Below are 26,886 nucleotides of genomic sequence, written 5' to 3' on the forward strand. Positions count from 1 at the left end.
CTCATCGGGATTCGTTCACTTGCAGCCTTGCTGCAACGCCAATTAATTTGGGTATAAATTTCCGTGTTTGTTTTTTCACCGGAGAGATTCCCCTCTCTCCGGTGCATTTTGTGGTGCATCCCACATTCACTTTCCGCCCCTTCTGACAAAATCCCTACTAACAGTATACCCGTCATACTTCAAGCTGCATGTAGGTTGGCTGCGCTCAATCACCCGAATCACTTACTTATGTAAGCTCATCGGGGTTCTCTTACTTGCCGCCTTCCTGCAACTCGAATTATTTAGGGTAGAGGAATTTAAGGCCATGTATGACCCAATAACATGCCACGTGGCCGACCGGTTTTTAAACTTAGGCAAGGAAGTGATTTATGAGTGCTATCGCCCTTACCGTCAGTATGCTGGCGCTGGTCGCCGTATTGGGGTTATGGATCGGTAATTGGAAAGTCTATGGTGTGGGGTTAGGTATCGGCGGGGTGCTATTTGGCGGCATTATTGTGGGCCATTTTGCACAAACTTACGAACTGGTTCTAAATGGAGACATGCTGCATTTCATTCAGGAATTTGGCCTGATTCTGTTTGTTTATACCATCGGTATTCAGGTGGGGCCGGGTTTCTTCTCCTCACTGCGAGTCTCGGGGTTGCGGCTGAATTGCTTTGCTATCCTGATGGTTGTTGTCGGTGGGTTAGTGACCGCAATTATCCATAAATTGTTTGCGGTGCCACTGCCCATTATTCTGGGCGTATTTTCAGGTGCGGTGACTAACACCCCGGCTCTTGGGGCAGCACAACAAATCCTCACTGATTTAGGTTCACCACCCCAATTGGTCAGCCAAATGGGGATGGGTTATGCGATGGCCTATCCATTCGGTATTTGCGGTATTTTGTTGGTCATGTGGATGATCCGTTTATTCTTTAAAATTAACTTTGATCGTGAAGCAAAAGAGTTTGATAGCAGCCACGGGCAGAGCCGTGAATTGCTGCAAACCATGAACGTGGCAGTACGAAACCCCAATCTGCATGGTCTATCAATGCAGGATGTTCCATTACTGAACAGCGATGAGGTGGTCTGCTCCCGCTTGAAGCGCGGTGATTTGTTGATGGTTCCGTTGTCAGGTACTGTCATTGAGCTAGGTGACTATTTGCATTTGGTTGGACAGCGCGAGGCTTTGGAGAAAGTGCGGCTGGTGGTCGGGGAAGAGGTAGATGTCACCTTATCAACGGCCAGTACGGTGCTGCAAACCGCTCGTGTGGTAGTGACCAATGAGGCTGTTTTGGGTAAGAAAATTCGCGACTTAAACCTGAAACAGAAATATGACGTGGCAATCACTCGATTAAACCGTGCCGGGATTGAGTTAGTCGCCAGTAACAATGCCAGCTTACAGTTTGGTGACATTCTTAATTTAGTAGGGCGTCCGGAATCTATTGAGGCCGTTTCTGCTGTTGTGGGTAACGCGCAACAAAAACTACAGCAAGTTCAAATGCTTCCGGTCTTTATTGGCGTCGGTTTGGGGGTGTTGTTAGGGTCAATCCCACTGTTTATTCCGGGATTTCCGGCGGCGCTGCGTTTGGGGCTGGCGGGGGGCCCGCTAGTGGTCGCACTTATCCTTGGGCGTATTGGCAGTATCGGCAAGCTATATTGGTTTATGCCGCCGAGTGCCAACCTGGCGCTGCGTGAACTGGGGATCGTGCTGTTCTTGTCGGTCGTTGGGCTGAAGTCTGGCGGTGATTTTATCAATACGCTGGTCAATGGTGATGGGCTGGCGTGGATTGGCTACGGGGCGATGATCACCGGGATACCGCTACTGACCGTGGGCATTCTGGCGCGCATGCTGGCTAAGATGAACTATCTGACACTGTGCGGCATGTTAGCAGGTTCAATGACTGATCCACCGGCACTGGCCTTTGCCAATGGTTTGCACCCTACCAGCGGCGCAGCGGCACTCTCTTATGCAACTGTTTATCCGTTGGCGATGTTCTTACGAATCATGTCGCCGCAGATACTTGCCGTGCTGTTCTGGACACTATAGCGGGTAGTTTGGTCGGCAGCTATGGCAATGACTAAGTGGAAAGGATAGGCCGAAGAGTAAAGCGTCCGCGCCAGGGAAGGCGCGGCTCGAGCCCCCAGGGACGGGTTTACGGCGTCTTTACGATCGGCCTGTTCTCTCCACTCTTTACTCTGTTATTGAAGCTAAGAATGGCTGTTTTACTGTGCTTCCTGATACGCCAACTCAATTTCTTCGGCCAGAATCGCCACACCCTTTTCGATATCTTCCGGTGCCGGGACATAATTCATCCGCATGCACTGATGAGTATGCGGCCAGTCATATTCCAGACCGGGGAAGAAGTAGTGGCCAGGCACCATCAACACACCGCGTTTTTTCAGGCGTTGATACAACAGTTCGGTGCTGATCGGCAAATCTTTAAACCACAGCCAGAGGAATATCGCCCCTTCCGGTTTGTGGATCAGGCAGCGTTCGGGCGGCAAGTATTTGCGCAGGATAGCAATAGTTTGCTGTACCCGTTCAAAATAGAATGGCCGGATGACCTCTTTGGATAAACGCAACAGATCACCACGCTCAATCATTTCAGCGGCAATCGCTGGCCCCAAACTCCCCGGAGACAAACTGATAATGCCATTCATGTTAGTGATAGCTGAAATGACTTTCTCATCAGCAATCACTATCCCGCAGCGTGAACCGGGTAGGCCCAGTTTCGACAAGCTCATGCACAGAATGATATTCGGGTTCCACAGCGGTGTGGCATCAGTAAAGATAATGCCAGGGAAGGGCACGCCATAAGCATTATCAATCAATAATGGAATACCACGTTGCTGGGCAATAGCATCCAGACGAATCAACTCTTCGTCAGTAATTACATTGCCAGTCGGATTGGTGGGCCGTGAGACGCAAATTAGGCCTATGTCATCGGTAATATTGAGGTGTTCAAAATCGACGTGATACTTGAATTGCCCTTCTGGCAATAGCTCAATATTGGGTTTGGCAGAGACAAACAAATCTTCGTCGAGGCCCGCATCAGCATAACCGAGATACTCCGGTGCCAATGGGAATAATACTCGCCGACGGTTGCCATCGGCATAGCGGCCAGCGAATAAATTAAATAAGTAGAAAAACGCGCTTTGGCTACCATTTGTTAGTGCAATGTTCTGTGGCTCAATTTGCCAACCCAACTCATCGCGCAGCATTTTTGCTAGTGCTTTTAGCAGCAGGTCTTTCCCTTGTGGCCCGTCATAATTGCACAACGCCTCGGTCAATTGCCCGCGTTCCAGCATTTCCTGACAAAGTTGTTGGAAATAAGCATCCATCTCTGGAATATGCGCCGGATTACCCCCGCCAAGCATGATAGAACCTGGGGTTCTCAGGCCGTCATTGAGGTCGTCCATCAGTCTGGTAATACCCGCGTAGCGGGTGAATTTATCGCCGAAAAGTGAAAACTTCATAAATGAAAATTTATTGTTATCCGTAAGTGAACAGCTACCATACTCGCAGATAAAAGCGGACGCAATGCGGAAAGAATTCTTCCTGCCGCGCTAAAATATCGGCAGGATGTGTTATTGCAAAATAATAAACTGGTTTACTCTTTTTTGTCGCCGACCCAAACTACCAAGACTTTATCGCTCTGATGTTGGCGACTAAAAGCATAGTAATCAGCGGTTTGTTGTGACTGCTGCACGCCTGCACCAATCGCTGGGTGACGAGCGCGGAACTGACTGACTTTTTGCCAGTGCGCCAACAGCGCGCCTTTTTCTCCGGTCAGTTCATTCCAGTTCATATCCGAGCGGGTTCCTTGCAATGGATCTGATCCGGTAGGGCCGAACTCTCGTCCACTTTCATCGCCATAGAAGATTTGCACTGCCCCCGGGGCCAGCAGTAGCAGGTCACCCGCGCGTTGCTGTTTCATCAAGGATTGTTGTGCGTCATCTTTAAAAAAGAGCCGTGTATCATGGGATGAAATGTAGCTCAACACATTGAAATTTTGCAGTTTCTCCGCCATTTGTTGGTATGTGCCATCAATGGACGAGAAACAGGCCAGTGCTTGTTTAGCTTGATCCTGAAAATCAAAATTAATCATGGCATCAAAGCCGTTTTGGTAATAATCGCTCTTCATCACGCCGTGACCCCAGGCTTCACCGGTCATCCAGAATGGCAAGTTATCCAGCGCCTGATCCGGGTGAGCTGCTTTCCACTCAGCTAAAGCCGCAGAGCTTTGCTGCTTAAGTTGTTGCCAGGCGGGCTTCTCGACATGCTTGGCGGTATCAACACGAAAGCCGTCGATACCATAATCGCGAACCCATTGACTCAACCAATGCGTGAGGTAATCACGCGGTGTGGCACCGGCAATTTCTCGCGCGGCGGTATCGGGTTTATGGCGATAAAACACCGGTAAACCACTGGCTTGGGTAGATTCGGTTTTGATGTCCGGCAGGAAAGCCAGCGACATGGTCAGATCGTCATAGCCGGGGGAGTCATAATCACCAATATCGGTGCGGATCCATTTCTTACCCCACCAATTATCCCATGCGGCTTTATCACTAAAGTTGATGTAATCATTAAAACTATGCCAGGTTTGTCCCTTGCCCGGCGTCCAGTCTGTCCAGTTTTTACCCAGTGTTTTTTCCAGTTGATCGCCTTGCAAATACAGCGATCCGAACAGGTAGCTCTGCATATCTGCCAGAGTGGCATATCCCACATGATTCATCACTACATCAAATAGAATGCGGATACCGTGCTTATGGGCTTGCTCAACCAGTTTATGCAAATCCTGTTCGGTGCCCATGTTGGCATCCAGACGAGACCAATCCAGACCGTAATAACCATGATAGGCGTAATGCGGGAAGTCACCTTTGGTGCCGCCGCCGACCCAGCCGTGAATTTGCTCCAGTGGAGAAGTTATCCACAACGCATTGACCCCAAGTTGTTGCAAATAATCAAGTTTTTCGGTTAGGCCAGCCAAGTCACCACCGTGGAAAGTACCGATTTCCTGCATGCCATCGCTGTGGCGGCCGTAGCTGTGGTCATTGTCTGGGTTGCCGTTTTTAAAACGATCCGTCAGAGCAAAATAAACCGTGGCATTTTGCCAACTAAAAGCAGCCGCATGCTGAGTTTGTGCTGACTCTAGCAGCAGTAATCCGCCACTTTCAGGGCTGGGTTGCAGTGTGATTTTACCGAGAGAAACTTTTGTTGTTTGGCCAGAGTAGAAATCTCGCACCCTTTCGCCTTCAGCGAAGGTCTTGCTGACATCAATCGTCACCGGTTTTCCATCCCAGCGCTGACAGCGGTGAGCCACGACTTTGACCGTTTCCGCCACTGGTTCTTTGATGCTCAAGGTGAGTGTTGGTGTGCCGCTGCGGGTATCAATACGTACCTGATACTGACCATCACGGAACAGCTTCCACTGGATATCAGCTTGATTCTGGCAGGGTTGCAGCGAAAAAGTCTGATTCAGTTTTACCGGCCCGGTTGGCTGCCAGCATCGCTTATCTTGATAAAATTTAAGGAGATATTCACCTTTGATGAGCGCGCTACTACTCAGGAAAACACCGCTATCTTGTTCAGTAAACGCCGGGAAATGCTGAAGTGACCAGTTCGCCATGGCTGCTGGCGATAAAACCAGTAGCAAAGGGAGCGTGAGATATTTCATAACGCGTCTTCCTTGGGTCTGAGAAACGTATAAAGTTTTATGAATATCAGAGTGCCAAGACGGCGAAGAAATAGCCTCATCCCTGAGCCGTTTTTATAAGGAGGAGGGCTGCGGATGAGAGGGATTTGTCGTTTTTTATTGTCTTCTTTTTAGTCTAAACTACAATGTATACATTGTAATTCTCTAGGTGGAGAGAAAAAATGAGTGTTATGTCAGTAAGAATATCGGACGAGCTTGCGAACCAACTGTCGTTACTGGCAGAGGCTACCGGGCGTACTAAGTCTTATTTGGCCGGACAGGCAATTCAGGATTTTCTGGATCGTGAGGCATGGCAAATTACAGAGATAAAACAAGGTGTTATCGAATCTGATCAGCAAGATTTCATCTCTGAACATGAGATGAATACACTTTTTGAAAAAATGGGTGTGGCCGTTCAGGATAAGGATAAATAATGAATGTGAAATGGCTAAGGACAGCGGCTGTAAACTTACAAAGCGAGTATCAGTGGTTATATGAGAGAAACCCTACTGTGGCGAAAAATTTTGCCAATGAAGTCCATCAATTAACTTCATTATTAGCGACCAATCCCTCAATGGGACGGGCCGGAAGAGTGATGGGCACACGGGAGTTAGTACTGCAAAACTTCCCTTATTTATTGCCTTATCAAGTCAAAAGCGGGGAGATTCAAATACTCCGTATATTTAATACTATCGAGAACCTCCCAAGGTTAGAAGGTAGTTGTCACTGGCCAGCTAACAGGCCAGTGGAATAAATTATGCTTGCTGTAATACCTGCGGATTGACGCAGTTTTCTGTGACGGTACCGGTCAGTGCCGCAATCAGGTTATCTACCGCGCAGGCCGCCATGTTGTAGCGGGTTTCATGGGTGGCGGAACCAATATGTGGCACAGCAACCACATTCGGTAATTTGAGTAATGTCGAATCCACTGGCAGTGGCTCTTGTTCAAATACATCCAGCCCGGCAGCATGAATAGTGCCATCTTGCAGCGCAGCTATCAGTGCTTGCTCATCCACCACCGGCCCACGACCCGCATTGATCAAGATGGCGCTAGATTTCATTTTAGCCAGTTGCTCACGGCCAATCATATGGTAAGTCTGCTCGGTCATCGGCAAGGTAATGCAGAGGAAATCGGCCTCGGCCAGCAAGGTATCGAGTGAGCAGCGGCGAGCACCAAAGCGCTTTTCAGCTTCTTCATGTGGGCGGCGGCTGGTGTACAGCACCGGCATGCTGAAACCAAAGTGTGCTCGCTGAGCCAGCGCCATACCAATTCGGCCCATGCCGAGAATACCGATGGTTTTGTGGTGAACATCGACACCAAACCAATCATCACCGATGCTGTCTTGCCACTCTCCGGCTTTCACGCGTTCAGCCAGTTCTACCACCCGCCGAGCAGTGGATAGCACCAGTGCCATCATAGTGTCGGCGACGGTTTCGGTTAGAACGGTAGGGGTGTGCATTAAGGCTATTCTGCGCTGCGTCAGCGCATCGATATCAAAGTTATCATAACCAACAGAAATGCTTGAAGCGGCTCGCAGCTTCGGTGCGCATTCCAAGAATGCCTGATCAATTTTACCGCCAGAACCGATAAGGCCTTCAGCTTGTTGCAGAGCAGATAATAGCTCGGGCTGATTATCCGAAGATAAACCATCAAAACTGTTCACAGTAAAATATTGCTCTAAACGCTGATGTAGGTCAGCAGGAATACTTTTGTAAAGCACGATAGATGGCTTCATCACAACCTCCAATCATTTACCCTTCGTACTTGACACCGCAGGGGTGTTGGCTTCACTCACTCACCCGAATCACTTACTTGTATAAGCTCATCGGGATTTACTCACTTGCCGCCTACCTGCAATCTCAATGACTTTGGGTAAATAGAATTAAGAATTAAGAATTAAAGCCAGAATAACAGCAATTACCGGTGCGGGATCAAGCGCTAATCAGACTCATAATGTTACGACTAATGAAAAGGCCAACCCATCTGAGTAGGTTGGCACCTCTGATGTTAAAAACTTAATGGCTAGTAACGCTATTAACCGACTGGGGCTGGGAGCGAATAGCCGCGCAACGTAGCGCAGTAATAATCGCCAGTGCTGGGGCAATCGCATACAGAGTAAATAGCCAGTGAGCGGTATTTTCGGCACCCGCGACACCGCCGGGTGCATTAAGGCCGGAAAGGTTCGCCACCATACCGGCTATCGCAGCCCCGACGGCGGTAGCAAACATCTGTACCGTAGTAATCGAGGCTCCGGCGATATCTTTATCTTCTTCCGCTGCCACTTGCAGTATGCGGGTCAGTAAATGTGGCCAGCCAAAGCCGATACCGAAACCGACTAATGTTAGCGCAATGGCGATGGGGCCCATTTGCTGCCAACTGCCCAATGAACTTACCGGCATCAGGATGGCGAGTGCAATGATCCCTACCAGCACAATAATTGGGCCGCTAATAATCGCCCAGCGAATACCTGACTTTTTCCAGCCAGCGCTCATGACCTCAGAAATTGTCCAGCCCGCAGCCATCGTGGCAGCGATATAACCAGAAATCAGTGGTGACTGCCCGTGTAAGGTTTGTAGGAAGTAAGGGACAAAAATCTCACAAGTAATGCCGATCGCCAGTAAAGAGATGGTGATATAGAGTGCGGCCAAAGGTGAGTTAAGGCGCAGCGCTCCTTTTGGCAGTAAACGCGAGGTGGCTCGGGATTCTATGCGCAATAGCAGCGCCAACAGCAACAATGCCAACACGATACCCACCAGATTCGTCAGGCCACTGCTGGCAATACTGCTGGCGGAAATGGTCAGGACAATTGCGGTTAATAGCACGAGCTGGGTTACAGGTAATGCCGAGGTGATTGCGGTGCTGGATTTTCCTTTCGGCAGGATGCGCCAGGTAAAAATGGCATAAATCAGCGTCACCGGCAGTAACGTCCAGAAAGCAAAGCGCCAGGCGTTCATTTCTGCAAATATCCCACCAATCGCAGGGCCAATCAGTGTTGCTACACCCCACATTCCTGAAATGAGCGCCATCGCCCTTGGCCATAATGATTGTGGAAAGACCAGATTAATCATGGCGTAAGAGAGGGCGAATAGAAAACCGCCCCCCAAACCTTGCACGGTTCGGCCAACCAGCATCAGCGGCATATTCGGTGCCATTGCGCATAAAGCACTGCCCAGCATAAAGGTCAGTGAGGCAAACAAATAGGCGCTGCGCGCACCATAACCACTGAGCAAACGTGCAGATAATGCAGAACCTAGGATCGACGCGGTGACAAACAGGGTGGTATTCCAGGCGTATAAATTCAGGCCATTAATCTCCAGCACTACTGAAGGTAAGATAGTGGTGGCGATATAGATATTGATGGCATGTAATACCACCCCACCCGACAGCGCTATGGCAAAAGCCGCATTTTTGCCAGAGAACAAATCACTCCATCGGCTTGCATCATTCATTATCACGTTATTTATCCTGCCAGAAATCTGGTTATCTATTGAGTTAAGCGAGTTGTTACGTTAAATTTAAACAAGTAAATACTTGGAATAAGGTAGGCCAGTGGTCAACAATAAGTCAAGTATATGCTTGTAAAATGTTATGCTGATAATCATCAGAATTAAAAATGCATCAACGATACTGGGATAGATATGAATATCGATCATTCGACCAGTCAGCCGCAGTCTGTTGCTGAGCGCCTACTGCTGTTGCTGAAAACCCGTGGCCCCTTGCAAGCGGCAGATGCGGGAAAAATACTCGGCACGACAGGGGAAGCCGCCCGCCAACAATTCGTAAAGTTAGCCAAAGATGGTTTGGTTGTGGCGGTGGCGCAGACAAAAGGTGTTGGGCGGCCTATCCAGCTTTGGCAACTTACCGAGGCAGGAAATGCCCGTTTTCCTGATGCTCACAGCGAGCTAACCGTTCAACTATTGCGTATGGTGCGCACACAATTAGGAGAAGCAGCGCTTAATTTACTGATAGATACTCGTGAGCAAGAAACGCGTGATATGTATTGTCAGGCGATGGAAGGCGCTCATAATATTGATGAACGGGTAGAACGGTTGGTGGCTATTCGCTCTCAGGAAGGATACATGGCGGAATGCCAGACTCAGGCCGATGGCTCAATATTACTGATTGAAAATCATTGCCCTATCTGTGCCGCTGCTGCCAGTTGCCAGGGATTTTGTCGGGCAGAATTGTCGGTATTTCAGCAAGCTCTGGGAGTGCCGGTTGAACGGATTGAACATATTTTATCCGGATCCCGGCGCTGTACTTATCGTATCAAGCTGGAGTAATTATGATGACCGGATGGCTTCAACAGAGAGAATGTGGATAAAGCGTAAGACGTTATCCGCAGTAAAATCATAACAATTACAGTGGGCTTAAGGTAATTTCAACCCGACGATTCTGCGCCTTACCGGCGGCGATACCTGCCCCATAACCTGATTTGCCCACTTGTGATTCGCCGGTATAGGGATTGGTGGTACAAGCGGAAAGTGTCAGCATTTTTCAACGGGCCCACTCCTACCATCCGTTACCTGTGGGTATTTAGAATTCATCATGATGAAAGCCAAGCTTTGCACTTACCCGTGCCGCTGGCTGAGAAATGACTCGAGAACGTATAACTTTCACCCCGCGTTGTTTTAGGTGGTTGGCCAGCGCCTGCACTGCTGCGCTGCCAGCTCCGCGAACGCTCTCTTCATCATCTGGTATCAGTACATAGTTCGGATCAGTGACAAAAAATTCAACATAGTAGTTTTCATCGCTGTTCTCGAAGGACTCATCTCTTCTGGCGGCAAGCAGACTGACAATATCTCCCCTTAGTCGTACCGCAACGTAGATATAGTCATTCTCAGGCGCGAGCATTTCACTATACAGTGAGTAACTGTGCGCTCGCCCTGCTTCGATAGTGCGGTCATGTTCCGACCAATATTCGTTAGTGATGTGATAGTGGACAGGAACAACATTGTAAATGTCGGTCCAGGCGGCGAGTGCTGCTCGGGCATCGTCCATCAAAGGATCATCAATCTCTGGTTGGCCTGGGATAGTTGTATCAAGGATATCGACATCAAAATATAAATCGGGGTGGGTCACCCACTCGTCGTTTTCACGTACCCGTGCAGCAGGACGGTCAGTGGGATGATGATAGGAAGCCAATGAGAGTGAATAGGTCCCTAATGGCAAACGCTGGGCACCGGCGGGATAAGCCGTGGCAGTAGGATTGTGCGCCAGATAGCGCGCGTAATTTAGGCGCGTATATTCAAATGCCTGAGAGATTTGGCGGATGGCTTCTTCTTCTGACCCCAGATAACGTATAGCCTCTCTGACCTCATTTACCAGCCGGCTTTCTGCCGCCGGATCGCTAGTTGCAAAGCCTGTCGTATCATTCGCATAGATTTGCGTTAATACCCGGCGTAGAACATCCAGCGTCCAGTCGCGTAATGAATCACCGAATAACAGGGTGAAATCAGCTAATACTCTGGAGACCCATTGCTGACAGTGTACATCTATATCACGGGGATAACGTTCGGCGAGGATATTCTCCATTGACGTTTTACAAAACTGTGCAGTAGCCGGTAAGGTGAGGGCCTGATGATGGAGCTGAGTTTCAATTTTCGTTAAGGTCAGTGAAGCGCCGCCGCTATTTTTTGGTCGTTGTGGCTTAAGTAACGGAGAGTTAGCGGTCACTAATACTGGCTTATCTTTGTTTTCATCAGAAAACCAATGGGTGACTTTACTCCACAGCATATCGCCCTGATTACACCGACTGTGAGTGATGTAATTGTAAATCGCCAGTGCGGGGATAAACGCGCAACCTAATGTTCCGGCGGTATCCCGTTCGCTTCTGTGTTGTACCGACTGAACACTTTCAGCGCTGGCAGCCATCACTACTTGGTCGATAACCAGTGGATACTTGCCGGTATTATTAATGATGATGGCTGAGGTTTCGATTGGGCGATCAAAGGGAGCGACCGCAACCATGATTGTGGGGGATAGGGCGATTTGTTCAGTGCCACGGCTTTCCATATAATCAACGGCAATACGATTACTGTTGAGATGAAATAGCAGGGAGAATCGATTAGCATCTGGGTGAATACGAAAGACCAGTGGTTCGCTATCATGTTGACTATTAAAGATAAATAAATCTCTATTAGAAAACCATATTATTGGCCCTAAAAGTAATTCTGTCATAAAAATACTCTGGTCATTAATATCAAAACTCAGTAAAACCTGCTTGTTGGGATAGTTAGGATCACTCCAATGATGAGCAAATATATCCGATAACGGTAGTTGCATTCTTTTCAGAATGACACAACGTTCACTACAACCTTCGATAGGAGAATTAGCAACCCTAACGCTGCTAATTTGATTATCCATACCTAAATCAGCGAGATCGTATTGTCCGATAGATTCCATTAAATTTAAATAAGGTAAATTATAATTGTCATTTTTATATATGGTGGCTAACATCCCATCAGGAATAGATATAGAAGAGATACTGTCATTTTCTATCACTTCATCATCTCTATCGAGAAAGTCAATGTTTTCTCCCGAGGTGAAACACATCGATTTCCCTGATAATTTATCATCATTAAATAAACATACTGCTTGGTTATTTACTGGGCTTAAATACTCTTTGTTAATTTGTGGAGTGATTTTATTTTCAGTATGGTTTCTTTCAATTTCATTAGCGATAGCTCTCGGGGCTGATGTTGTTAATGAAATTAATATAGTAATATTAATTATTAAGTTTAATTTCATCATATGACCTCTATTTATTTGGAAAATGTGAAAGACTAAATGTTAAATTTCGTCATGTATGAAACCGAGTTTACTTTTTACTCTGGCAGAGGGCTGGGAAATAACATTAGAACGTAATACTTTCACGCATTTTTGTTTCAAGTAACGAGCCAATTCATGTACGGCAGCGGTGCCTGCTCCACGTACGTTTCCTTCCACATTCGGCGTGAGGACATTACGTGGTTTACTTACAGAAACATCAATATAATACTCTTCACCCGCAGCCCGACCCTCGCTTGCACCCAGAATGCTAACTGTTTCCCCATTCAATCGCACCACCACAAATAGATAGCCGCTGCTGTTACCTTCTAATTCGAGTAATAAAGATGTGCTAGTTGTTCGTGCAGCACTGGTAGTGCGATCAAGCTCAGTCATCGGGTTGCCTTGCTGGTCTGTTTTTAATGGCGCGAATAGATAAGTATTAAACCAATGGCTCATTACGGTATGAGCTAGAGTGATGGCAGACCGGTCTGTTACGTTGCTCTCAATAATTTCTACCTCAAAATATAAGTCGGGTCTTACCACCCACTCATTATTCTCACGAATACGAACCACATGTGGTTCGGTGGGATAGTGATAAGACTCCAAAGAGAGCGAATACTCCCCTAATGGCAGGCTTTGTGCGGCAATAGGGGATGCACTGGCGCCAGGGTTATGTTCAAGATAATTAGCATAATTCAAGCGGGAATAATCGAATGCGCGGCTGATTTGCCGGATTGTTTCAACTAAACCCAACCTTTCTACGGCTCCCCTGACTTCACTCACCAGATGATCCTCTGTATCCTGATCATTAACTGCATAGCCCGTTGTCTGTTGTGCATCAATCCGCGTGACTACATCCTGTAGTTGCTCGGGTGTCCAGTCACGTAAGGAATGACCTAATAACGTCGTAAAGTCAGCTAGCACTCGGGATATCCATTGTGGGCAATGATCATCGGGGCTGCGTGGATAGCGAGTGGACAGAATATTATCTATTGAAGTTCTACAAAATCGTGCAGTGGCAGGTAAGGTCAGTGCCTGATGATGTAATTGTGTATTGATCTTGTTTAATGTCAACGTGACTGGGGCGGCCTGTTTATTTTTATATTCGGAGAAGGGGGGCTGCGGTTTAAGTAAGGGGGCATTGCCAACTATTAATATCGCCTTATTTTTATTATCTTCCGAAAACCAATGTGATATCTGATGCCATAACTTATCCGCCTGATCACACCGGCTATGAGTAATATAATTATAAATTGCCAATGCAGGTATGAAAGCACAACCTAATGTTCCTATAGTGTCGCGCTCAAATCTGTCATCATCAATATATTCCGTATCGTGGGTTGTCTCTATTTCAATTTGATATTTATCTTTAGGATACAAGCAAATATTTCTACTTTTAATTTCATTAGCAAAAATAGATGATAAAGTCATTATTAAGAGAAATAGTGATGTTTTATTGATAATAATCCTTATCATAATACCCCCTAGTTGATACCAGTGATAAATTGGCATTGGGATAGGGTAATACTATTTTTTGCTCGCTACGTTCATTAAAATTTATCAGATGTTAGGTGATAAAATAAGGAGTTAACTAAATAGGTATTGCCAGTGTAGAGTTAAAATAGTGCTTTTGGTCTCAGGGTTATATGCTTTCCCTATCTGGGTAAAGCCCTGTTTACGGTAGAAGTGGCAGGCACGCTGATTTTGTTGATAGACCTCCAGCGTCAGGGCGCGGTAATGCAGTTGAACGTGTTCCATTAATGCCTTACCGATACCCTGCCGGTGAAAAGGTTGGGCAACAAACAATGCCCCCACCAGTTTTTCTTCCAGAATACTGATAAACCCTGCAATCAAATCCTCACCGCCGGTAGCGTTTGGGTGCCAATACACCCAGGTTTGCGCTGCTGGCAAGTAAGTGTTTCGTACCAACGGGGCGCTCTCATGCCAATATTGTTCGGCAATAAAAGGATGCGCCGCAGTCGTGCTGGTGAGCCACAATTGCATTACAGCATCGATATCGTCGGGTTGGTAAGTTCTAATCATTTCACTGCATTATCGGGATGGCAGAAACAACTCGCCAGATGATCGTTCACCAAGCCACTGGCCTGCATAAAGGCATAGCAAATAGTGGAGCCGATAAACTTAAAACCACGTTTTTTGAGTGCCTTAGACATCGCATCTGAGATTGGCGTCGTTGCCGGGCATTCCGCCAAACACCACCAATGGTTAATTTTTGGCTCGCCATCGACGAAACCCCAGATAAAACGCGAAAAGTCTTCGCCATTGGCTTCCATGGCCAGATAGGCCTGTGCATTGGTAATAATCGCCTGAATTTTACCCCGATGGCGGATGATTCCGCTATCCAGCACCAGCTTCTCAACCTCTTCTGGCCCCATTTTCGCTACACGAATCGGATCAAAGTTATGAAAGCATTTGCGATAGTGTTCGCGTTTTTTCAGCACGGTTATCCATGAAAGCCCGGCTTGTTGACCTTCTAGGCACAGCATTTCGAATAATGCCTGGCTGTCGGTACGTGGAATTCCCCATTCAGTATCGTGATAAGTGAGATACAGAGGATCAGTGGTCACCCAACCGCAGCGTTGTAGGCTCATTACTCGTTTTCCTTTGTTGCCGATTTTAGTTGGGGATGATCGCTGTTCATTGACTGATTAGCAACCTATCGACAGATTCTTTATCTTGATGGATATTGCACAAAATTATCCGTTGGAATCCAATTAAAGGCTCATTTTATCGACAAATCTGCTTTGATTGTTGCATCTTACCGGATTCTGGCTGTATATCTTACGGTCAACGGGTATACTGACCCATTCCATTTTAATCCACTTGTATCGCGTGCGAATCCAACATGCAAAAGTTTGATACCAAGACCTTTCAGGGCCTGATCCTGACGTTACAGGACTATTGGGCGCGCCAAGGCTGCACCATTGTTCAACCACTGGACATGGAAGTCGGCGCGGGTACCTCCCACCCAATGACCTGTTTGCGCGCACTTGGCCCAGAGCCAATCGCTGCTGCTTATGTACAACCTTCACGCCGCCCGACCGATGGTCGCTACGGTGAGAATCCAAATCGCCTGCAACACTATTATCAGTTCCAGGTCATTATCAAACCTTCACCAGATAACATTCAGGAACTCTATTTAGGTTCTTTGAAAGAGCTGGGTCTGGACCCGTTGATTCACGACATTCGCTTTGTCGAAGATAACTGGGAGAACCCAACGCTGGGTGCCTGGGGTCTGGGTTGGGAAGTGTGGCTAAACGGCATGGAAGTAACGCAGTTCACTTACTTCCAGCAAGTGGGCGGTTTGGAATGCAAACCGGTCACCGGCGAAATAACTTATGGTCTGGAACGTTTGGCAATGTATATCCAGGGCGTAGATAGCGTTTATGACCTGATTTGGTGTGACGGCCCACTGGGTACAACCACCTACGGCGATATTTATCATCAAAATGAAGTGGAGCAATCCACCTATAACTTTGAATACGCCGATGTGGACTTCTTGTTCTCCTGCTTTGAGCAATATGAGAAAGAAGCCCAGTCACTGCTGGCGCTGGAAGTTCCGCTGCCACTGCCGGCTTATGAACGTATTCTCAAAGCTGGTCACACGTTTAACCTGCTCGACGCCCGTAAAGCCATCTCGGTAACTGAGCGTCAGCGTTATATTCTGCGCATTCGTACGCTGACCAAAGCTGTCGCCGAGGCTTATTATGCTTCCCGCGAGGCATTGGGCTTCCCTATGTGCAAAAAGAATCAGAACTAAGAGGCTGTCATGACTCAACAGACTTTCCTGGTGGAAATCGGCACGGAAGAGTTGCCGCCGAAGGCTCTTCGTTCTCTGGCCGAATCTTTTGCCGCCAATTTTACGGCTGAACTCGATAACGCTAACTTGCCTTACGGCGAGGTTATTTGGTATGCCGCACCGCGCCGTTTGGCGTTAAAAGTCATTAACTTAAGTGCGACTCAGGCTGATCGTGAAGTCGAAAAACGTGGCCCGGCAATCGCGCAAGCATTTGATGCTGAAGGTAAGCCAAGCAAAGCGGCTGAGGGTTGGGCGCGCGGCTGTGGTATTACTGTCGATCAAGCAGAGCGTTTGGTTACCGATAAAGGCGAATGGCTGCTGTATCGCGCGCATGTCAAAGGTCAATCAGCGCAGTTGTTGCTGGCGGGGATGGTCAATACCGCACTGAGCAAACTGCCTATTCCTAAATTGATGCGTTGGGGTGATAAAGATACCCAATTCGTTCGCCCGGTTCATACCGTGACTATGCTGTTAGGTTCCGAAGTCATTCCTGGCACGGTATTAGGTATCGATTCAGATCGTATTATTCGTGGACACCGCTTTATGGGTGAACCTGAGTTTACGCTCGATAATGCCGATCAATACCCGCAAGTCTTGCAGGAACGCGGTAAAGTTATCGCTGATTATGAATTACGCAAAGCTATCATTAAGCGTGATGCAGAATTAGCCGCACAGGAGATTGGCGGTGTTGCTGATCTGAGTGAAAGCTTGTTGGAAGAAGTGGCGTCGCTGGTTGAATGGCCGGTGGTGTTGACCGCCAAATTTGAAGAGAAATTTCTGGCCGTTCCAGCGGAAGCACTGGTATACACCATGAAGGGTGACCAGAAGTATTTCCCTGTTTACGACACGGCGGGTAATTTGCTGCCAAACTTCATTTTTGTTGCCAACATTGAATCGAAAGATCCTCAGCAGATTATTTCGGGTAACGAGAAAGTGGTGCGTCCACGTCTCGCGGATGCTGAGTTCTTCTTTAAAACTGACCGTAAAAAACGCCTGGAAGATAATCTACCGCGTCTGGAAACCGTGCTGTTCCAACAGCAATTGGGCACCCTGCGCGATAAGACTGACCGTATTCAAGCGCTGGCCGGTTGGGTTGCAGCGCAGATTGGTGCCGATGTTAACCACGCTACTCGCGCTGGTTTGCTGTCCAAATGCGATCTGATGACCAATATGGTATTCGAATTCACTGATACCCAAGGTGTGATGGGGATGCATTATGCTCGCCACGACGGTGAAGCTGAAGACGTTGCGGTCGCACTGAATGAGCAGTATCAGCCACGTTTTGCTGGCGATGATTTGCCGTCAAATCCGGTTGCTTGTGCATTGGCTATTGCCGATAAAATGGACACGTTGGCGGGTATTTTCGGTATCGGTCAACATCCGAAAGGCGATAAAGACCCATTTGCTCTGCGCCGTGCCGCACTAGGTGTATTGCGTATTATCGTTGAGAAGAATTTGCCGCTGGATCTGCAAACGCTGACCGAAGAGGCTGTGCGCCTGTATGGCAGCAAGCTGACCAACACCAACGTGGTCGATGAAGTGATTGAGTTCATGCTGGGCCGCTTCCGGGCCTGGTATCAGGATGAAGGTCATAGCGTTGATACCATTCAGGCAGTATTGGCTCGCCGCCCAACCCGTCCAGCTGATTTTGATGCCAGGGTGAAAGCGGTAACCTATTTCCGCACATTGGACGCGGCTGCGGCTCTGGCTGCGGCGAACAAACGTGTGTCGAACATTCTGGCGAAATCCACTGATAAGCTGAATGACCACGTTCGTGCTTCTGTGTTGAAAGAGCCAGCAGAATTGAAGCTGGCTACACATCTGGTGGTGTTGCGCGATAAGCTTGAACCGGTGTTTGCGGCAGGTCAATACCAGGAAGCACTGGTTGAACTGGCGGCGCTGCGCGAAACCATTGATGAGTTCTTCGAAAGCGTAATGGTGATGGATGAAGATGATGCCGTGCGGGTTAACCGACTGACATTGTTGAGTAAACTGCGAGATTTGTTCTTACAGGTTGCTGATATTTCTCTGTTGCAGTAATCCTATTCTTGCCTGGCAATAGGGGAGCGCATATCGCTCCCCTTATCTATTCTTAATACTGGAGTTGGGTGATAAGAATAGGATGTTGTGAAAATAAGTACTTATCATAGGAGTAGTTTCACATGACTTTTGCACTGAATACAGTCCGATATTCACGTTGGTTAGCGCCATTGCTGGCGTTATTGGTAGTGTTCCAATTAACTGCCTGCGGGGATAAAGAACCAGAACAACGTAAGGCTTTTATTGATTATCTGCAAAATACGGTGATGCGCAGTGGGATGAAACTGCCAACGCTGAGTGAAGATCAAAAGCAGAAGTTTGGCCCTTATGTCAGCGATTATGCGATTTTAGTCACTTTTACCCAGCAACTCAGTAAGTCTGTGGATGCCAGCCTGACGCCTGCTATCGCACAAATCAATGAGATTCGTGTCGCGCAAGATTATCTCAATAAACGTGATGCGTTACAGCAGTCAGCGGGTGCTTTAAATCTGTTAGTACAGCAAATTCGCACAGCCAAAACACAGGCAGATAGCGCTGTGGCAGCATTGAAGCAGCCAGATGACCTGAAAGTAGTGTTTAATAAAGTCTTTGATAACGTGGTCACTCAGCCAACCAATGTGTTGATTCCGGCGGTTCCAGTGGTTTCTGCCTTTGTGCAGGATCTGGCACAGGTTGGGGATTTCCTGCAACAGCAGGGGACTCAAGTCACTTTCAATAATGGTGGCGTTCAATTCCAAACTGCACAACAAGCGGCACAATATAACGCGATGATGGCTAACCTGGTCGCCAAGTACCCGGCGATGATGGCAGCACAGAAGAGTGTAATGAGTGTCATGCAGTAATTTTTTAATTGGCTGATGGGTTAATTGGTTCGGTGATTGGGTGATCCGGTTCGGTTGATGGTGACTCGATGATCAGTTCGGTTGTTATGGCTTCATGGTTCACTTAACCTTCGATGAACCAACCGCCAAAGGGGTTACAAGCGCGTAACCCCCTTGGATCCCCTGCGCTAGCGCACGTATCGCTAGCCTGCTTCGCAGGTACCCTCGATTCATCATTATGCTGACGGGACGGCTTTATTCGCGTCCCTGCTCATGACGCCTAAATCCGCCGTCCTTGGCGGATTTCCCTTGCTTCATTCTTCACTCGGCTGCTCAAATGTGCTTTTAAACATCAAAACCTAAAAACCATGGTTTTGATTTTCTCTTTTGACCTTGAGCGCAATCAGGAATATTACCGACAAAGCGCGCTGGAGCAGGAAGCGACTCGCGCTGACTCGATAAGGCCAACGGCTGCCGGAGGGGGCTGCGAATAGCAGTAATATTTCGCGCAAGCCGCAGATGCAGGAGGGCCGGCTTGCCCTCCTGCTCGGTTGAGGCAGCGGAGATAAGGTAAATACTGAGCTGATACCAACCGAAACAATAATCCAATCTGCTCTTGATTCGCAAAGCCCTAATAACCGAACCCAATTACCGAAATAATTTCAACTAAAACCTGATCCAATCGCGAGCCTCCTTCCTCCTGTTGTTTTATTACACATTTCTATCAAGAGTGGCGTCTGGGTGATTATTAGTCGAGTGAATGTCTCATCTTGCTTCTGCGAACAAAAATAACTTGTGATTAACATCACATTTTCAAAACAAACGCACATCATAAAAATGTGACATAAATCACTATAATGGTCATTTTTAGCTTAAAAATTATCCCCCGTGGCTTTCTTATAGCTTGATAGTGTGATCCCAATCACTAAATTAGCCCCTGTAGTAGGTGGTTTTGTGTGATCTGTATCACAAAATATAGGTGAGCTACGCGTGAGTAAAAGAGCATGCTAGAGTTTGTTTTGCATACAGCGTGTTTGTATTCGATAGCACCGGCGGGTTTTGCAGAACTGCCTCAACAAAACAATTATATCGCGCTCTTATTGTTAGCGCGTACCAATAGGGGTGTTTTATGTTTTCACCAGACGCAAAGGTCAGAATTCAAAATTTTGGCCGATTCCTCAGTAATATGGTTATGCCCAATATCGGTGCGTTTATCGCCTGGGGTATTATCACCGCACTGTTTATTCCAACGGGTTGGTTGCCGAATGAGACGCTAGCCAAACTGGTTGGCCCGATGATCACCTACCTGCTGCCATTGCTGATCGGCTATACCGGCGGCCGCTTGGTCGGGGGAGATCGCGGTGGCGTGGTCGGCGCTATCACGACTATGGGGGTTATCGTTGGTGCGGATATGCCAATGTTCCTCGGTGCAATGATTGTCGGCCCTCTGGGTGGCTGGGCAATCAAACACTTTGACCGCTGGGTTGAAGGTAAAATCAAAAGTGGCTTTGAGATGTTGGTTAACAACTTCTCAGCCGGTATCATCGGTATGCTGTTGGCGATTCTGGCCTTCATGGCGATTGGCCCATTGGTTGAAGTATTATCTCATGTGCTGGCGAAAGGCGTGCACATCATGGTGCAGCTTAACCTGCTGCCACTAACGTCTATCTTCGTCGAACCGGCCAAAATCCTGTTCCTGAATAACGCCATTAACCACGGTATCTTCTCTCCTTTGGGTATCCAACAGGCGACTGAAACCGGTAAGTCTATCTTCTTCCTGATCGAAGCTAACCCAGGCCCAGGTATGGGTGTGTTGATGGCGTACATGTTCTTCGGCAGAGGTAACGCGAAGCAATCTGCTGGCGGCGCGGCTATCATCCACTTCTTCGGTGGTATTCACGAAATATATTTCCCATACGTTCTGATGAACCCACGCCTATTGCTGGCGGTAATTCTGGGCGGTATGACAGGTGTGTTCACTCTGACTGTGTTGAATGGCGGTCTGGTATCCCCTGCTTCTCCTGGTTCTATCCTCGCGGTATTGGCAATGACACCTAAAGGTGCTTATTTTGCCAACATTGCTGCGGTCGCAGCTGCATTTGCCGTGTCCTTCGTGGTCTCAGCCATCCTGCTGAAAACCTCTAAAGTCAAAGACGACGAAGAAGACAGCTTGGAAGACGCCACTCGTCGTATGCAAGACATGAAAGCGCAATCTAAAGGCGCGCAAGCAGCCAATGCAGCAGCCGCTGCGGGCGACTTGAGCACAGTTCGTAAAATCATCGTCGCTTGTGATGCCGGTATGGGGTCTAGTGCGATGGGTGCCGGTGTATTGCGTAAGAAAGTATTGGATGCCGGTTTGAAGCACATCTCTGTGACCAACTGTGCCATTAACAACTTGCCGGAAGATGTCGATTTGGTTATCACTCACCGTGATTTGACTGAACGCGCCATGCGCCATGCGCCACAGGCACAGCATATTTCGTTGACCAATTTCCTCGACAGTCAGTTGTATACCAATCTGACGGCTCGCCTGGTCGAAGCCAGCACTAGTGCTGACACTGTCCAGAAAGTGATTGAAAAACTGGATGATAGTTTTGAGCCATCAGAGGCTAATCTCTTCAAACTGGGCGCGGAGAATGTTTTCCTGAACCAACATGCGACAACCAAAGAACAGGCTATCCGCTTTGCCGGTGAGCAGTTAGTGAAAGGTGGTTATGTTGAGCTTGAATATGTTGAAGCGATGCTGGAACGTGAGAAACTGACTTCCACTTATCTGGGCGAATCTATCGCCGTGCCACATGGCACCATTGAAGCTAAAGATCGTGTGCTGAAGACGGGTGTGGTGTTCTGCCAATACCCTGAAGGTGTGCGCTTTGGCGATGAAGAAGACGAAGTGGCTCGCTTGGTGATTGGTATTGCGGCTCGTAACAATGAGCACATTCATGTCATTACCAGCCTGACCAACGCGCTGGACGATGACTCTGTCATTGAGCGCTTAAGCAAAACGACCAGCGTACAAGAAGTGTTGGATTTGCTCGGCGGTAAAAAGTAACCGCGAGTCAATGAAGTATGACGAGTAAGGGCCGTTGGGAGAAAACGGCCCTTATACAGCAAAAGGTAAAAAATATGAAAGCATTACATTTTGGCGCAGGTAATATTGGCCGGGGCTTCATTGGTAAACTGATTGCTGATGCCGGTGCACAACTTACTTTCGCAGATGTTAATCAGCCGCTATTGGATGAGCTGAATAAGCGTAAGAGTTATCAGGTTAATGTGGTGGGTGAGCAAGCGCGAATCGAAGAAGTGAAGAATGTCAGCGCCGTCAACAGTAGTAGCCCGGATGTGGTGGAACTGATTGCACAAGCGGATATTGTCACCACCGCGGTTGGCCCACAAATTCTGGCCCGCATCGCAGGCACCGTGGCACAAGGTTTGGTCACCCGTCATCAACAAGGTAATACCCGCCCACTGAATATTATTGCCTGTGAGAATATGGTACGTGGTACCAGTCAGTTGAAACAGCATGTTTTTGCGGCCTTGCCAGAAAGTGAGCAAGCATGGGTTGAGCAACATGTTGGGTTTGTTGACTCAGCAGTAGACCGCATTGTGCCGCCATCAGAAGCAGGTAGTACCGATATTCTGGCCGTGACAGTAGAAACATTCAGCGAGTGGATTGTTGATGGCACCCAGTTTAAAGGGCCGCCGCCGCAAATCGCCGGTATGGAACTGACTGACAATCTGATGGCCTTTGTGGAGCGTAAACTCTTCACTTTGAACACCGGGCATGCCATTACCGCTTATTTGGGTCAGCTTGCCGGTCACCAAACCATTCGTGATGCGATCCTTGATCCCGCGGTACGCCAGACAGTGAAAGGTGCGATGGAAGAGAGTGGCGCGGTACTGATTAAGCGTTATGCGTTTGATCCACAGAAACACGCCGCTTATATCGAAAAAATTCTCTCCCGTTTTGAAAACCCCTATCTGCACGATGATGTTGAGCGTGTTGGCCGTCAGCCACTGCGAAAACTGAGTGCCGGCGACCGTTTGATCAAACCGCTGTTAGGGACATTGGAATATCAGTTGCCACATAATAACTTGGTGACCGGTATTGCGGCTGCGATGAGCTATCGCAGTGAGCAAGACCCGCAAGCACAGGAACTGGTTGAATTACTGGCTAAGTTAGGGCCGAAAGCCACGCTTGCTCAAATTTCCGGACTGCCAGCTGATAGCGAGGTTGTGGAACAGGCGGTGAGTGTGTATAACGCCATGCAGGACAAGCTGGCGCACTGATTCTGTTAACACCCCAGCCCGTTGTGTTAGGTGATATACCCTAAATAATTCGGGTTATTGAGCGTAACCAACGCGCATACAGCTTGAAGTATGATGGGGATAAATACCGTGTTGGATTACGCGGTATTTATCCTTTGTTAGCCCGATAATCTGAAACCACCCCAGTGACAAGCGATGATTGAGAAAACACAGGCATTTGAGAATCGGGTACTGGAACATCTGAACGCGGGGAAAACCGTTCGGAGTTTCTTGATGGCTGCTGTCGAATTATTGGCAGAAGCGCTAAACATTCTCGTGGTGCAGGTTTTTCGTAAAGATGACTATGCGGTGAAATATGCCGTGGAGCCATTGCTGGTCGGGGATGGGCCGTTGGGTGAGTTATCCGTACGATTGAAGTTGGTCTATGCTTTGGGCGTCATCACTCGACATGAGTATGAAGATGCTGAGTTATTAATGGCGCTGCGTGAAGAGTTAAACCATGATGGCACCGAGTATCGCTTTACCGATGACGAAATCCTCGGGCCATTTGGCGAATTGCATTGTGTTGCTGAGCTACCACCGGTACCAACATTCTTACGCCCAGATGAAGCCGATGCTTCGCTGATTGCCATGCAACGACAGCGTTATCAGCAGATGGTGCGTTCCACTATGGTGCTATCGATTACTGAATTGCTCTCCCGCATCAGTCAAAAACAAGTTTCGAAACTCTCGCCGCTTGGCCATGTTTAATGATTAAAGACACTGAGCCATTCTTCGACCAACAGCCATAATGCTGTTATTGCCATCAAGCCACCCATCACGCCGTTAAATAACCGCAGCTTCCAATTGACGCGCAGCGCATGACGCAATTGATCTCCCATCACTGCCCAAACTGCCACACAGGGTAGATTCAATAAAGCAAAGCCACCGACAATCAGCAAAGTATGATTCAGTGTTGTGCCTTCCCTTGGGGTGAATAAGATGGCGACATTCATTGCCATCAACCAGGCTTTTGGATTAATCGCTTGAAATAATGCCCCCTGAATGAAGCCCATAGGTTGCTCACTATCCCTGGCATTAGGAGTGCCGGAATTAAAAATCTTCCACGAGAGCCACAGTAAATAGCCCCCGCCTAAAGTCACCAAAGGCAGACGGACAACTCCCACCCAACTGAGGATAAATGCCAATAGCGTGGTCATTAGTGCGCATTGCAGTGCGCAACCAAAGGTAATCCCCAACATCATCGGGAAAGTTCGGCGTAAGCCAAAATTGACACCAGAAGCGGCCAACAACAGATTATTCGGGCCTGGGGTTATCGACATTACGGTGACGTAACTGATGAAAGCACTGTCTAACATGGGGGCGATCCTCTTAATTTTATCAAGAGATTCAGCATAAAGGTCAATCCGTGATGGCGTCAGAAGCAGAAGTTATCTATTGTTATGGGTACAGTTTGTATGATACTAAACTGTACCCATTGATCCTGTGGAGAACTGTCACCATGTCCCTTGTTATCAACGAAATTCGCTACTTACAAGTGGCTGACAATTTGGCGCAAGCCATTAAAAATGGCAGTCTCCTGGCCGGTAGCCGCCTGCCTTCGGTGCGGGGGTACGCGCAGAGCCATCAGGTCAGTATCAATACGGTTGTGGCTGCATATCGCACCTTGGAAGACCGCGGTCTGATTGAAGCGCGCCCGCAGTCGGGGTTTTATGTCTGTAGCCCGTCAACCGCGGTGGTACCAACGGCCACGGTCGGGAAACCGGTGGACGAAGTGCTGGATTTGATTGATACCGTCTTTGCTGCACAGCAAAATCCGCGCTTTACCAATATCTCCCTGGCCTGCCCGCAGACAGGTGATTTCTATCCCAGCGCCAAGTTGGGTCGTATCATGGCTTCCTTATTACGCCGCGAGCCGCAATTAATCAGTCAATATTCTTTGCCCCCCGGCAGCCAGCGCCTGCGACAGCAAATTGCTCGCCGTGCCATGACACTGGGGATGTTGGCTGATCCGGCTGATATCACCATTACGCATGGATGCATGGAGGCGCTGCAATTGGCGCTACGGGTGACCACCAAACCGGGGGATTGTGTCGGGCTGGAATCACCGACCTATTTCTATCTGATGCCATTGCTGGCAAGCCTCGGGTTGAAAGCTGTGGAGATTCCAACTGATCCACAGCAAGGGCTCTCATTGGATGTACTGGAGTTGTTACTTGAAGAAGGGCGACTGAATGCACTGATTGCTATGCCGACGGTGCAGAATCCATTGGGTTATACCATGCCGCTCGCCGCTAAAAAACGATTGGCACAGCTGATGAACGATCACCAAGTGCCATTAATTGAAGATGGTTTGTATGCTGAAATTCAATTTGGTTCGACGTTATCTCCGGCAGTTAAAGCCTTTGATCGTGATGGCTGGGTGTTGTTTTGCTCCAGTTTTACCAAAACGTTGGCACCGGACTTCCGTATCGGCTGGATTGATGGCGGGCGCTTTGCCGAGGCACTGCACAAACTAAAAGCGGTGTCGTCGATGGCGGAGCCGATGTTGCTGTCGGAGACTCTGGCACTGTTTCTTGAGTCTGGCGGCTATGATCACCATCTACGTAGCTTGCGCCGCCGCTATGCGCAGCAAGTACAGCAAGCCCAGCAACTGATAACCCGCAACTTCCCGCGCGGAACTACAGTGACACAGCCGGCTGGCGGATTTGTTTTTTGGGTCGAATTTCCTGATAGCGTCGATACCGTCGCGCTGTTCCATCAATTGCTGCAAGAGCAGATTTGCCTGACGCCAGGGACGCTTTATTCACCCAGTGGCCGCTATCGTCATGCATTTCGCCTATCCTGCTGTTATCCATTTAATAGCCGCTATACCGGGGCATTGGAGCGATTGGGGGCGGTTGCATGTGAAATGAGTGGTTTACCAGCTGGAATGCAGTGGCGGCCGGTTCAGGAGGCTGCTGCCGAAAGAGATGCATCCTGATACACTATCCATCTTGATGCACAATCAGTGCTATCCTATCTCCAACTTTAGCGAAATATCGTGCCCATTAGCGGCATGTACGGGCCAATACTATGAAAGAACATGCAGAAATCAAACGTCTAAGCGATATGCTGGATGCGCTGAATCACAAAGATCCAACTGTTATTCAGCAGGGTAATGTGGATTTAATCGCACAGCATATGAAAGAAAAAGAGAAACTGGCGGCTGAAATCCAGCGCTTGAAAGAAGTCAGAGTTAAAAACCTGAGTGCTGAAGCCCAGAAATTGGCTAAACTGCCCTTCAGCCGTGCCATCACCAAAAAAGAACAGGCTGATATGGGCACCTTGAAGAAAGCCGTGCGCGGTATTGTGGTGGTTCACCCAATGACAGCATTAGGCCGCGAGATGGGCCTGAAAGAAGTGACTGGTTACGCCAAAAAAGCGTTCTGATTTCGACTTTCGACATAATCGGGTGTGTGGCATGGCCGCCGCCCGGTTTTATATAT

At 48.3% G+C, this 26,886-nt stretch carries 21 protein-coding genes and 1 pseudogene; 12 read left to right on the forward strand and 10 right to left on the reverse strand.

Annotation, left to right across the window (positions count from 1 at the left end):
* Positions 1–368: 368 nt before the first annotated feature.
* Positions 369–2,027, forward strand: coding sequence for a putative transporter (locus ACF3VQ_RS00065; RefSeq protein WP_392432912.1), 1,659 nt, complete (start codon positions 369–371; stop codon positions 2,025–2,027).
* 176 nt (positions 2,028–2,203) lie between these two features.
* Here ACF3VQ_RS00065 and ACF3VQ_RS00070 read toward each other — a convergent pair whose 3' ends face one another.
* Positions 2,204–3,457, reverse strand: coding sequence for a valine--pyruvate transaminase (locus ACF3VQ_RS00070; RefSeq protein WP_392432913.1), 1,254 nt, complete (start codon positions 3,455–3,457; stop codon positions 2,204–2,206).
* Positions 3,458–3,591: 134 nt separating this feature from the next.
* Entirely contained in the window at positions 3,592–5,658 is a 2,067-nt protein-coding gene (locus tag ACF3VQ_RS00075; protein ID WP_392432915.1) for an alpha-amylase, read from the reverse strand.
* A 200-nt stretch (positions 5,659–5,858) separates the two neighbouring features.
* Between ACF3VQ_RS00075 and ACF3VQ_RS00080 the strand changes: the two genes are divergently transcribed.
* Together ACF3VQ_RS00080 and ACF3VQ_RS00085 are read left to right on the forward strand one after the other, a co-directional pair.
* Positions 5,859–6,110 (forward strand): CopG family ribbon-helix-helix protein, encoded by a 252-nt coding sequence (locus ACF3VQ_RS00080; protein ID WP_392432916.1) that lies wholly within the window; start codon positions 5,859–5,861, stop codon positions 6,108–6,110.
* Positions 6,110–6,430: a type II toxin-antitoxin system RelE/ParE family toxin gene (locus tag ACF3VQ_RS00085; protein ID WP_392432917.1), complete on the forward strand. Its 321-nt coding sequence runs from the start codon at positions 6,110–6,112 to the stop codon at positions 6,428–6,430. The genes ACF3VQ_RS00080 and ACF3VQ_RS00085 overlap by 1 nt, the downstream gene beginning before the upstream one ends.
* A gap of 1 nt (position 6,431) precedes the next feature.
* Here ACF3VQ_RS00085 and ghrB read toward each other — a convergent pair whose 3' ends face one another.
* Together ghrB and ACF3VQ_RS00095 are read right to left on the reverse strand one after the other, a co-directional pair.
* The gene (ghrB, locus tag ACF3VQ_RS00090; RefSeq protein ID WP_392432918.1) at positions 6,432–7,412 is read right to left on the reverse strand and encodes a glyoxylate/hydroxypyruvate reductase GhrB; all 981 of its coding nucleotides are present in this window, start codon (positions 7,410–7,412) and stop codon (positions 6,432–6,434) included.
* A 280-nt stretch (positions 7,413–7,692) separates the two neighbouring features.
* Complete coding sequence (locus ACF3VQ_RS00095; protein WP_392432919.1) at positions 7,693–9,126, reverse strand: MFS transporter; 1,434 nt, start codon at positions 9,124–9,126, stop codon at positions 7,693–7,695.
* 189 nt (positions 9,127–9,315) lie between these two features.
* Here ACF3VQ_RS00095 and ACF3VQ_RS00100 point away from each other — a divergent pair, with 189 nt between their 5' ends.
* Positions 9,316–9,960, forward strand: a complete 645-nt coding sequence (locus tag ACF3VQ_RS00100) for a helix-turn-helix transcriptional regulator (protein WP_392432920.1) — start codon at positions 9,316–9,318, stop codon at positions 9,958–9,960.
* Positions 9,961–10,084: 124 nt separating this feature from the next.
* Here the strand turns inward: ACF3VQ_RS00100 and ACF3VQ_RS00105 are convergent.
* The 5 genes and pseudogenes from ACF3VQ_RS00105 to ACF3VQ_RS00125 all read right to left on the reverse strand — a co-directional run.
* Positions 10,085–10,171: pseudogene (locus ACF3VQ_RS00105) on the reverse strand (OmpA family lipoprotein); the annotation flags it as partial.
* Between the two features lie 42 nt (positions 10,172–10,213).
* Positions 10,214–12,232, reverse strand: coding sequence for a GNAT family N-acetyltransferase (locus tag ACF3VQ_RS00110; RefSeq protein ID WP_392432921.1), 2,019 nt, complete (start codon positions 12,230–12,232; stop codon positions 10,214–10,216).
* A gap of 237 nt (positions 12,233–12,469) precedes the next feature.
* A complete protein-coding gene (locus tag ACF3VQ_RS00115) occupies positions 12,470–13,924 on the reverse strand; it encodes a GNAT family N-acetyltransferase (protein WP_392432922.1) in 1,455 nt (484 codons plus the stop codon).
* Positions 13,925–14,035: 111 nt separating this feature from the next.
* The gene (locus ACF3VQ_RS00120) at positions 14,036–14,491 is read right to left on the reverse strand and encodes an N-acetyltransferase (protein ID WP_392432923.1); all 456 of its coding nucleotides are present in this window, start codon (positions 14,489–14,491) and stop codon (positions 14,036–14,038) included.
* A complete protein-coding gene (locus ACF3VQ_RS00125; protein ID WP_392432924.1) occupies positions 14,488–15,060 on the reverse strand; it encodes a DNA-3-methyladenine glycosylase I in 573 nt (190 codons plus the stop codon). The genes ACF3VQ_RS00120 and ACF3VQ_RS00125 overlap by 4 nt, the downstream gene beginning before the upstream one ends.
* 254 nt (positions 15,061–15,314) lie before the next feature.
* Here ACF3VQ_RS00125 and glyQ point away from each other — a divergent pair, with 254 nt between their 5' ends.
* The 6 genes from glyQ (at position 15,315) to ACF3VQ_RS00155 (ending at position 24,148) form a co-directional block, all read left to right on the forward strand.
* Complete coding sequence (gene glyQ, locus ACF3VQ_RS00130; protein WP_005175094.1) at positions 15,315–16,229, forward strand: glycine--tRNA ligase subunit alpha; 915 nt, start codon at positions 15,315–15,317, stop codon at positions 16,227–16,229.
* A gap of 9 nt (positions 16,230–16,238) precedes the next feature.
* Positions 16,239–18,308 (forward strand): glycine--tRNA ligase subunit beta, encoded by a 2,070-nt coding sequence (glyS, locus tag ACF3VQ_RS00135; RefSeq protein WP_392432925.1) that lies wholly within the window; start codon positions 16,239–16,241, stop codon positions 18,306–18,308.
* Between the two features lie 122 nt (positions 18,309–18,430).
* The gene (locus tag ACF3VQ_RS00140) at positions 18,431–19,150 is read left to right on the forward strand and encodes a DUF3053 domain-containing protein (protein WP_392432926.1); all 720 of its coding nucleotides are present in this window, start codon (positions 18,431–18,433) and stop codon (positions 19,148–19,150) included.
* A gap of 1,108 nt (positions 19,151–20,258) precedes the next feature.
* Positions 20,259–22,181: a PTS mannitol transporter subunit IICBA gene (locus tag ACF3VQ_RS00145; RefSeq protein ID WP_392432927.1), complete on the forward strand. Its 1,923-nt coding sequence runs from the start codon at positions 20,259–20,261 to the stop codon at positions 22,179–22,181.
* 74 nt (positions 22,182–22,255) lie between these two features.
* A complete protein-coding gene (locus tag ACF3VQ_RS00150; protein ID WP_392432928.1) occupies positions 22,256–23,419 on the forward strand; it encodes a mannitol-1-phosphate 5-dehydrogenase in 1,164 nt (387 codons plus the stop codon).
* Between the two features lie 174 nt (positions 23,420–23,593).
* Positions 23,594–24,148 carry an MltR family transcriptional regulator gene (locus ACF3VQ_RS00155; protein WP_005161972.1) on the forward strand — a complete coding sequence of 185 codons (555 nt, stop codon included), beginning with the start codon at positions 23,594–23,596 and terminating at the stop codon, positions 24,146–24,148.
* Here ACF3VQ_RS00155 and ACF3VQ_RS00160 read toward each other — a convergent pair.
* On the reverse strand, positions 24,145–24,756 hold the full coding sequence (locus ACF3VQ_RS00160) for a LysE family translocator (protein ID WP_392432929.1): 612 nt from the start codon (positions 24,754–24,756) through the stop codon (positions 24,145–24,147). The genes ACF3VQ_RS00155 and ACF3VQ_RS00160 overlap by 4 nt on opposite strands.
* A gap of 143 nt (positions 24,757–24,899) precedes the next feature.
* On the opposite strand from ACF3VQ_RS00160, the gene ACF3VQ_RS00165 reads away from it, so the two are divergent.
* Complete coding sequence (locus ACF3VQ_RS00165) at positions 24,900–26,381, forward strand: PLP-dependent aminotransferase family protein (RefSeq protein ID WP_392432930.1); 1,482 nt, start codon at positions 24,900–24,902, stop codon at positions 26,379–26,381.
* A gap of 92 nt (positions 26,382–26,473) precedes the next feature.
* Positions 26,474–26,830 (forward strand): YibL family ribosome-associated protein, encoded by a 357-nt coding sequence (locus ACF3VQ_RS00170; protein ID WP_005161962.1) that lies wholly within the window; start codon positions 26,474–26,476, stop codon positions 26,828–26,830.
* Positions 26,831–26,886 lie beyond the last annotated feature (56 nt).

Origin of the sequence: Yersinia fenwicki (assembly GCF_043099325.1) — a bacterium.
In the GTDB taxonomy this organism is placed as follows: Bacteria; Pseudomonadota; Gammaproteobacteria; order Enterobacterales; family Enterobacteriaceae; genus Yersinia.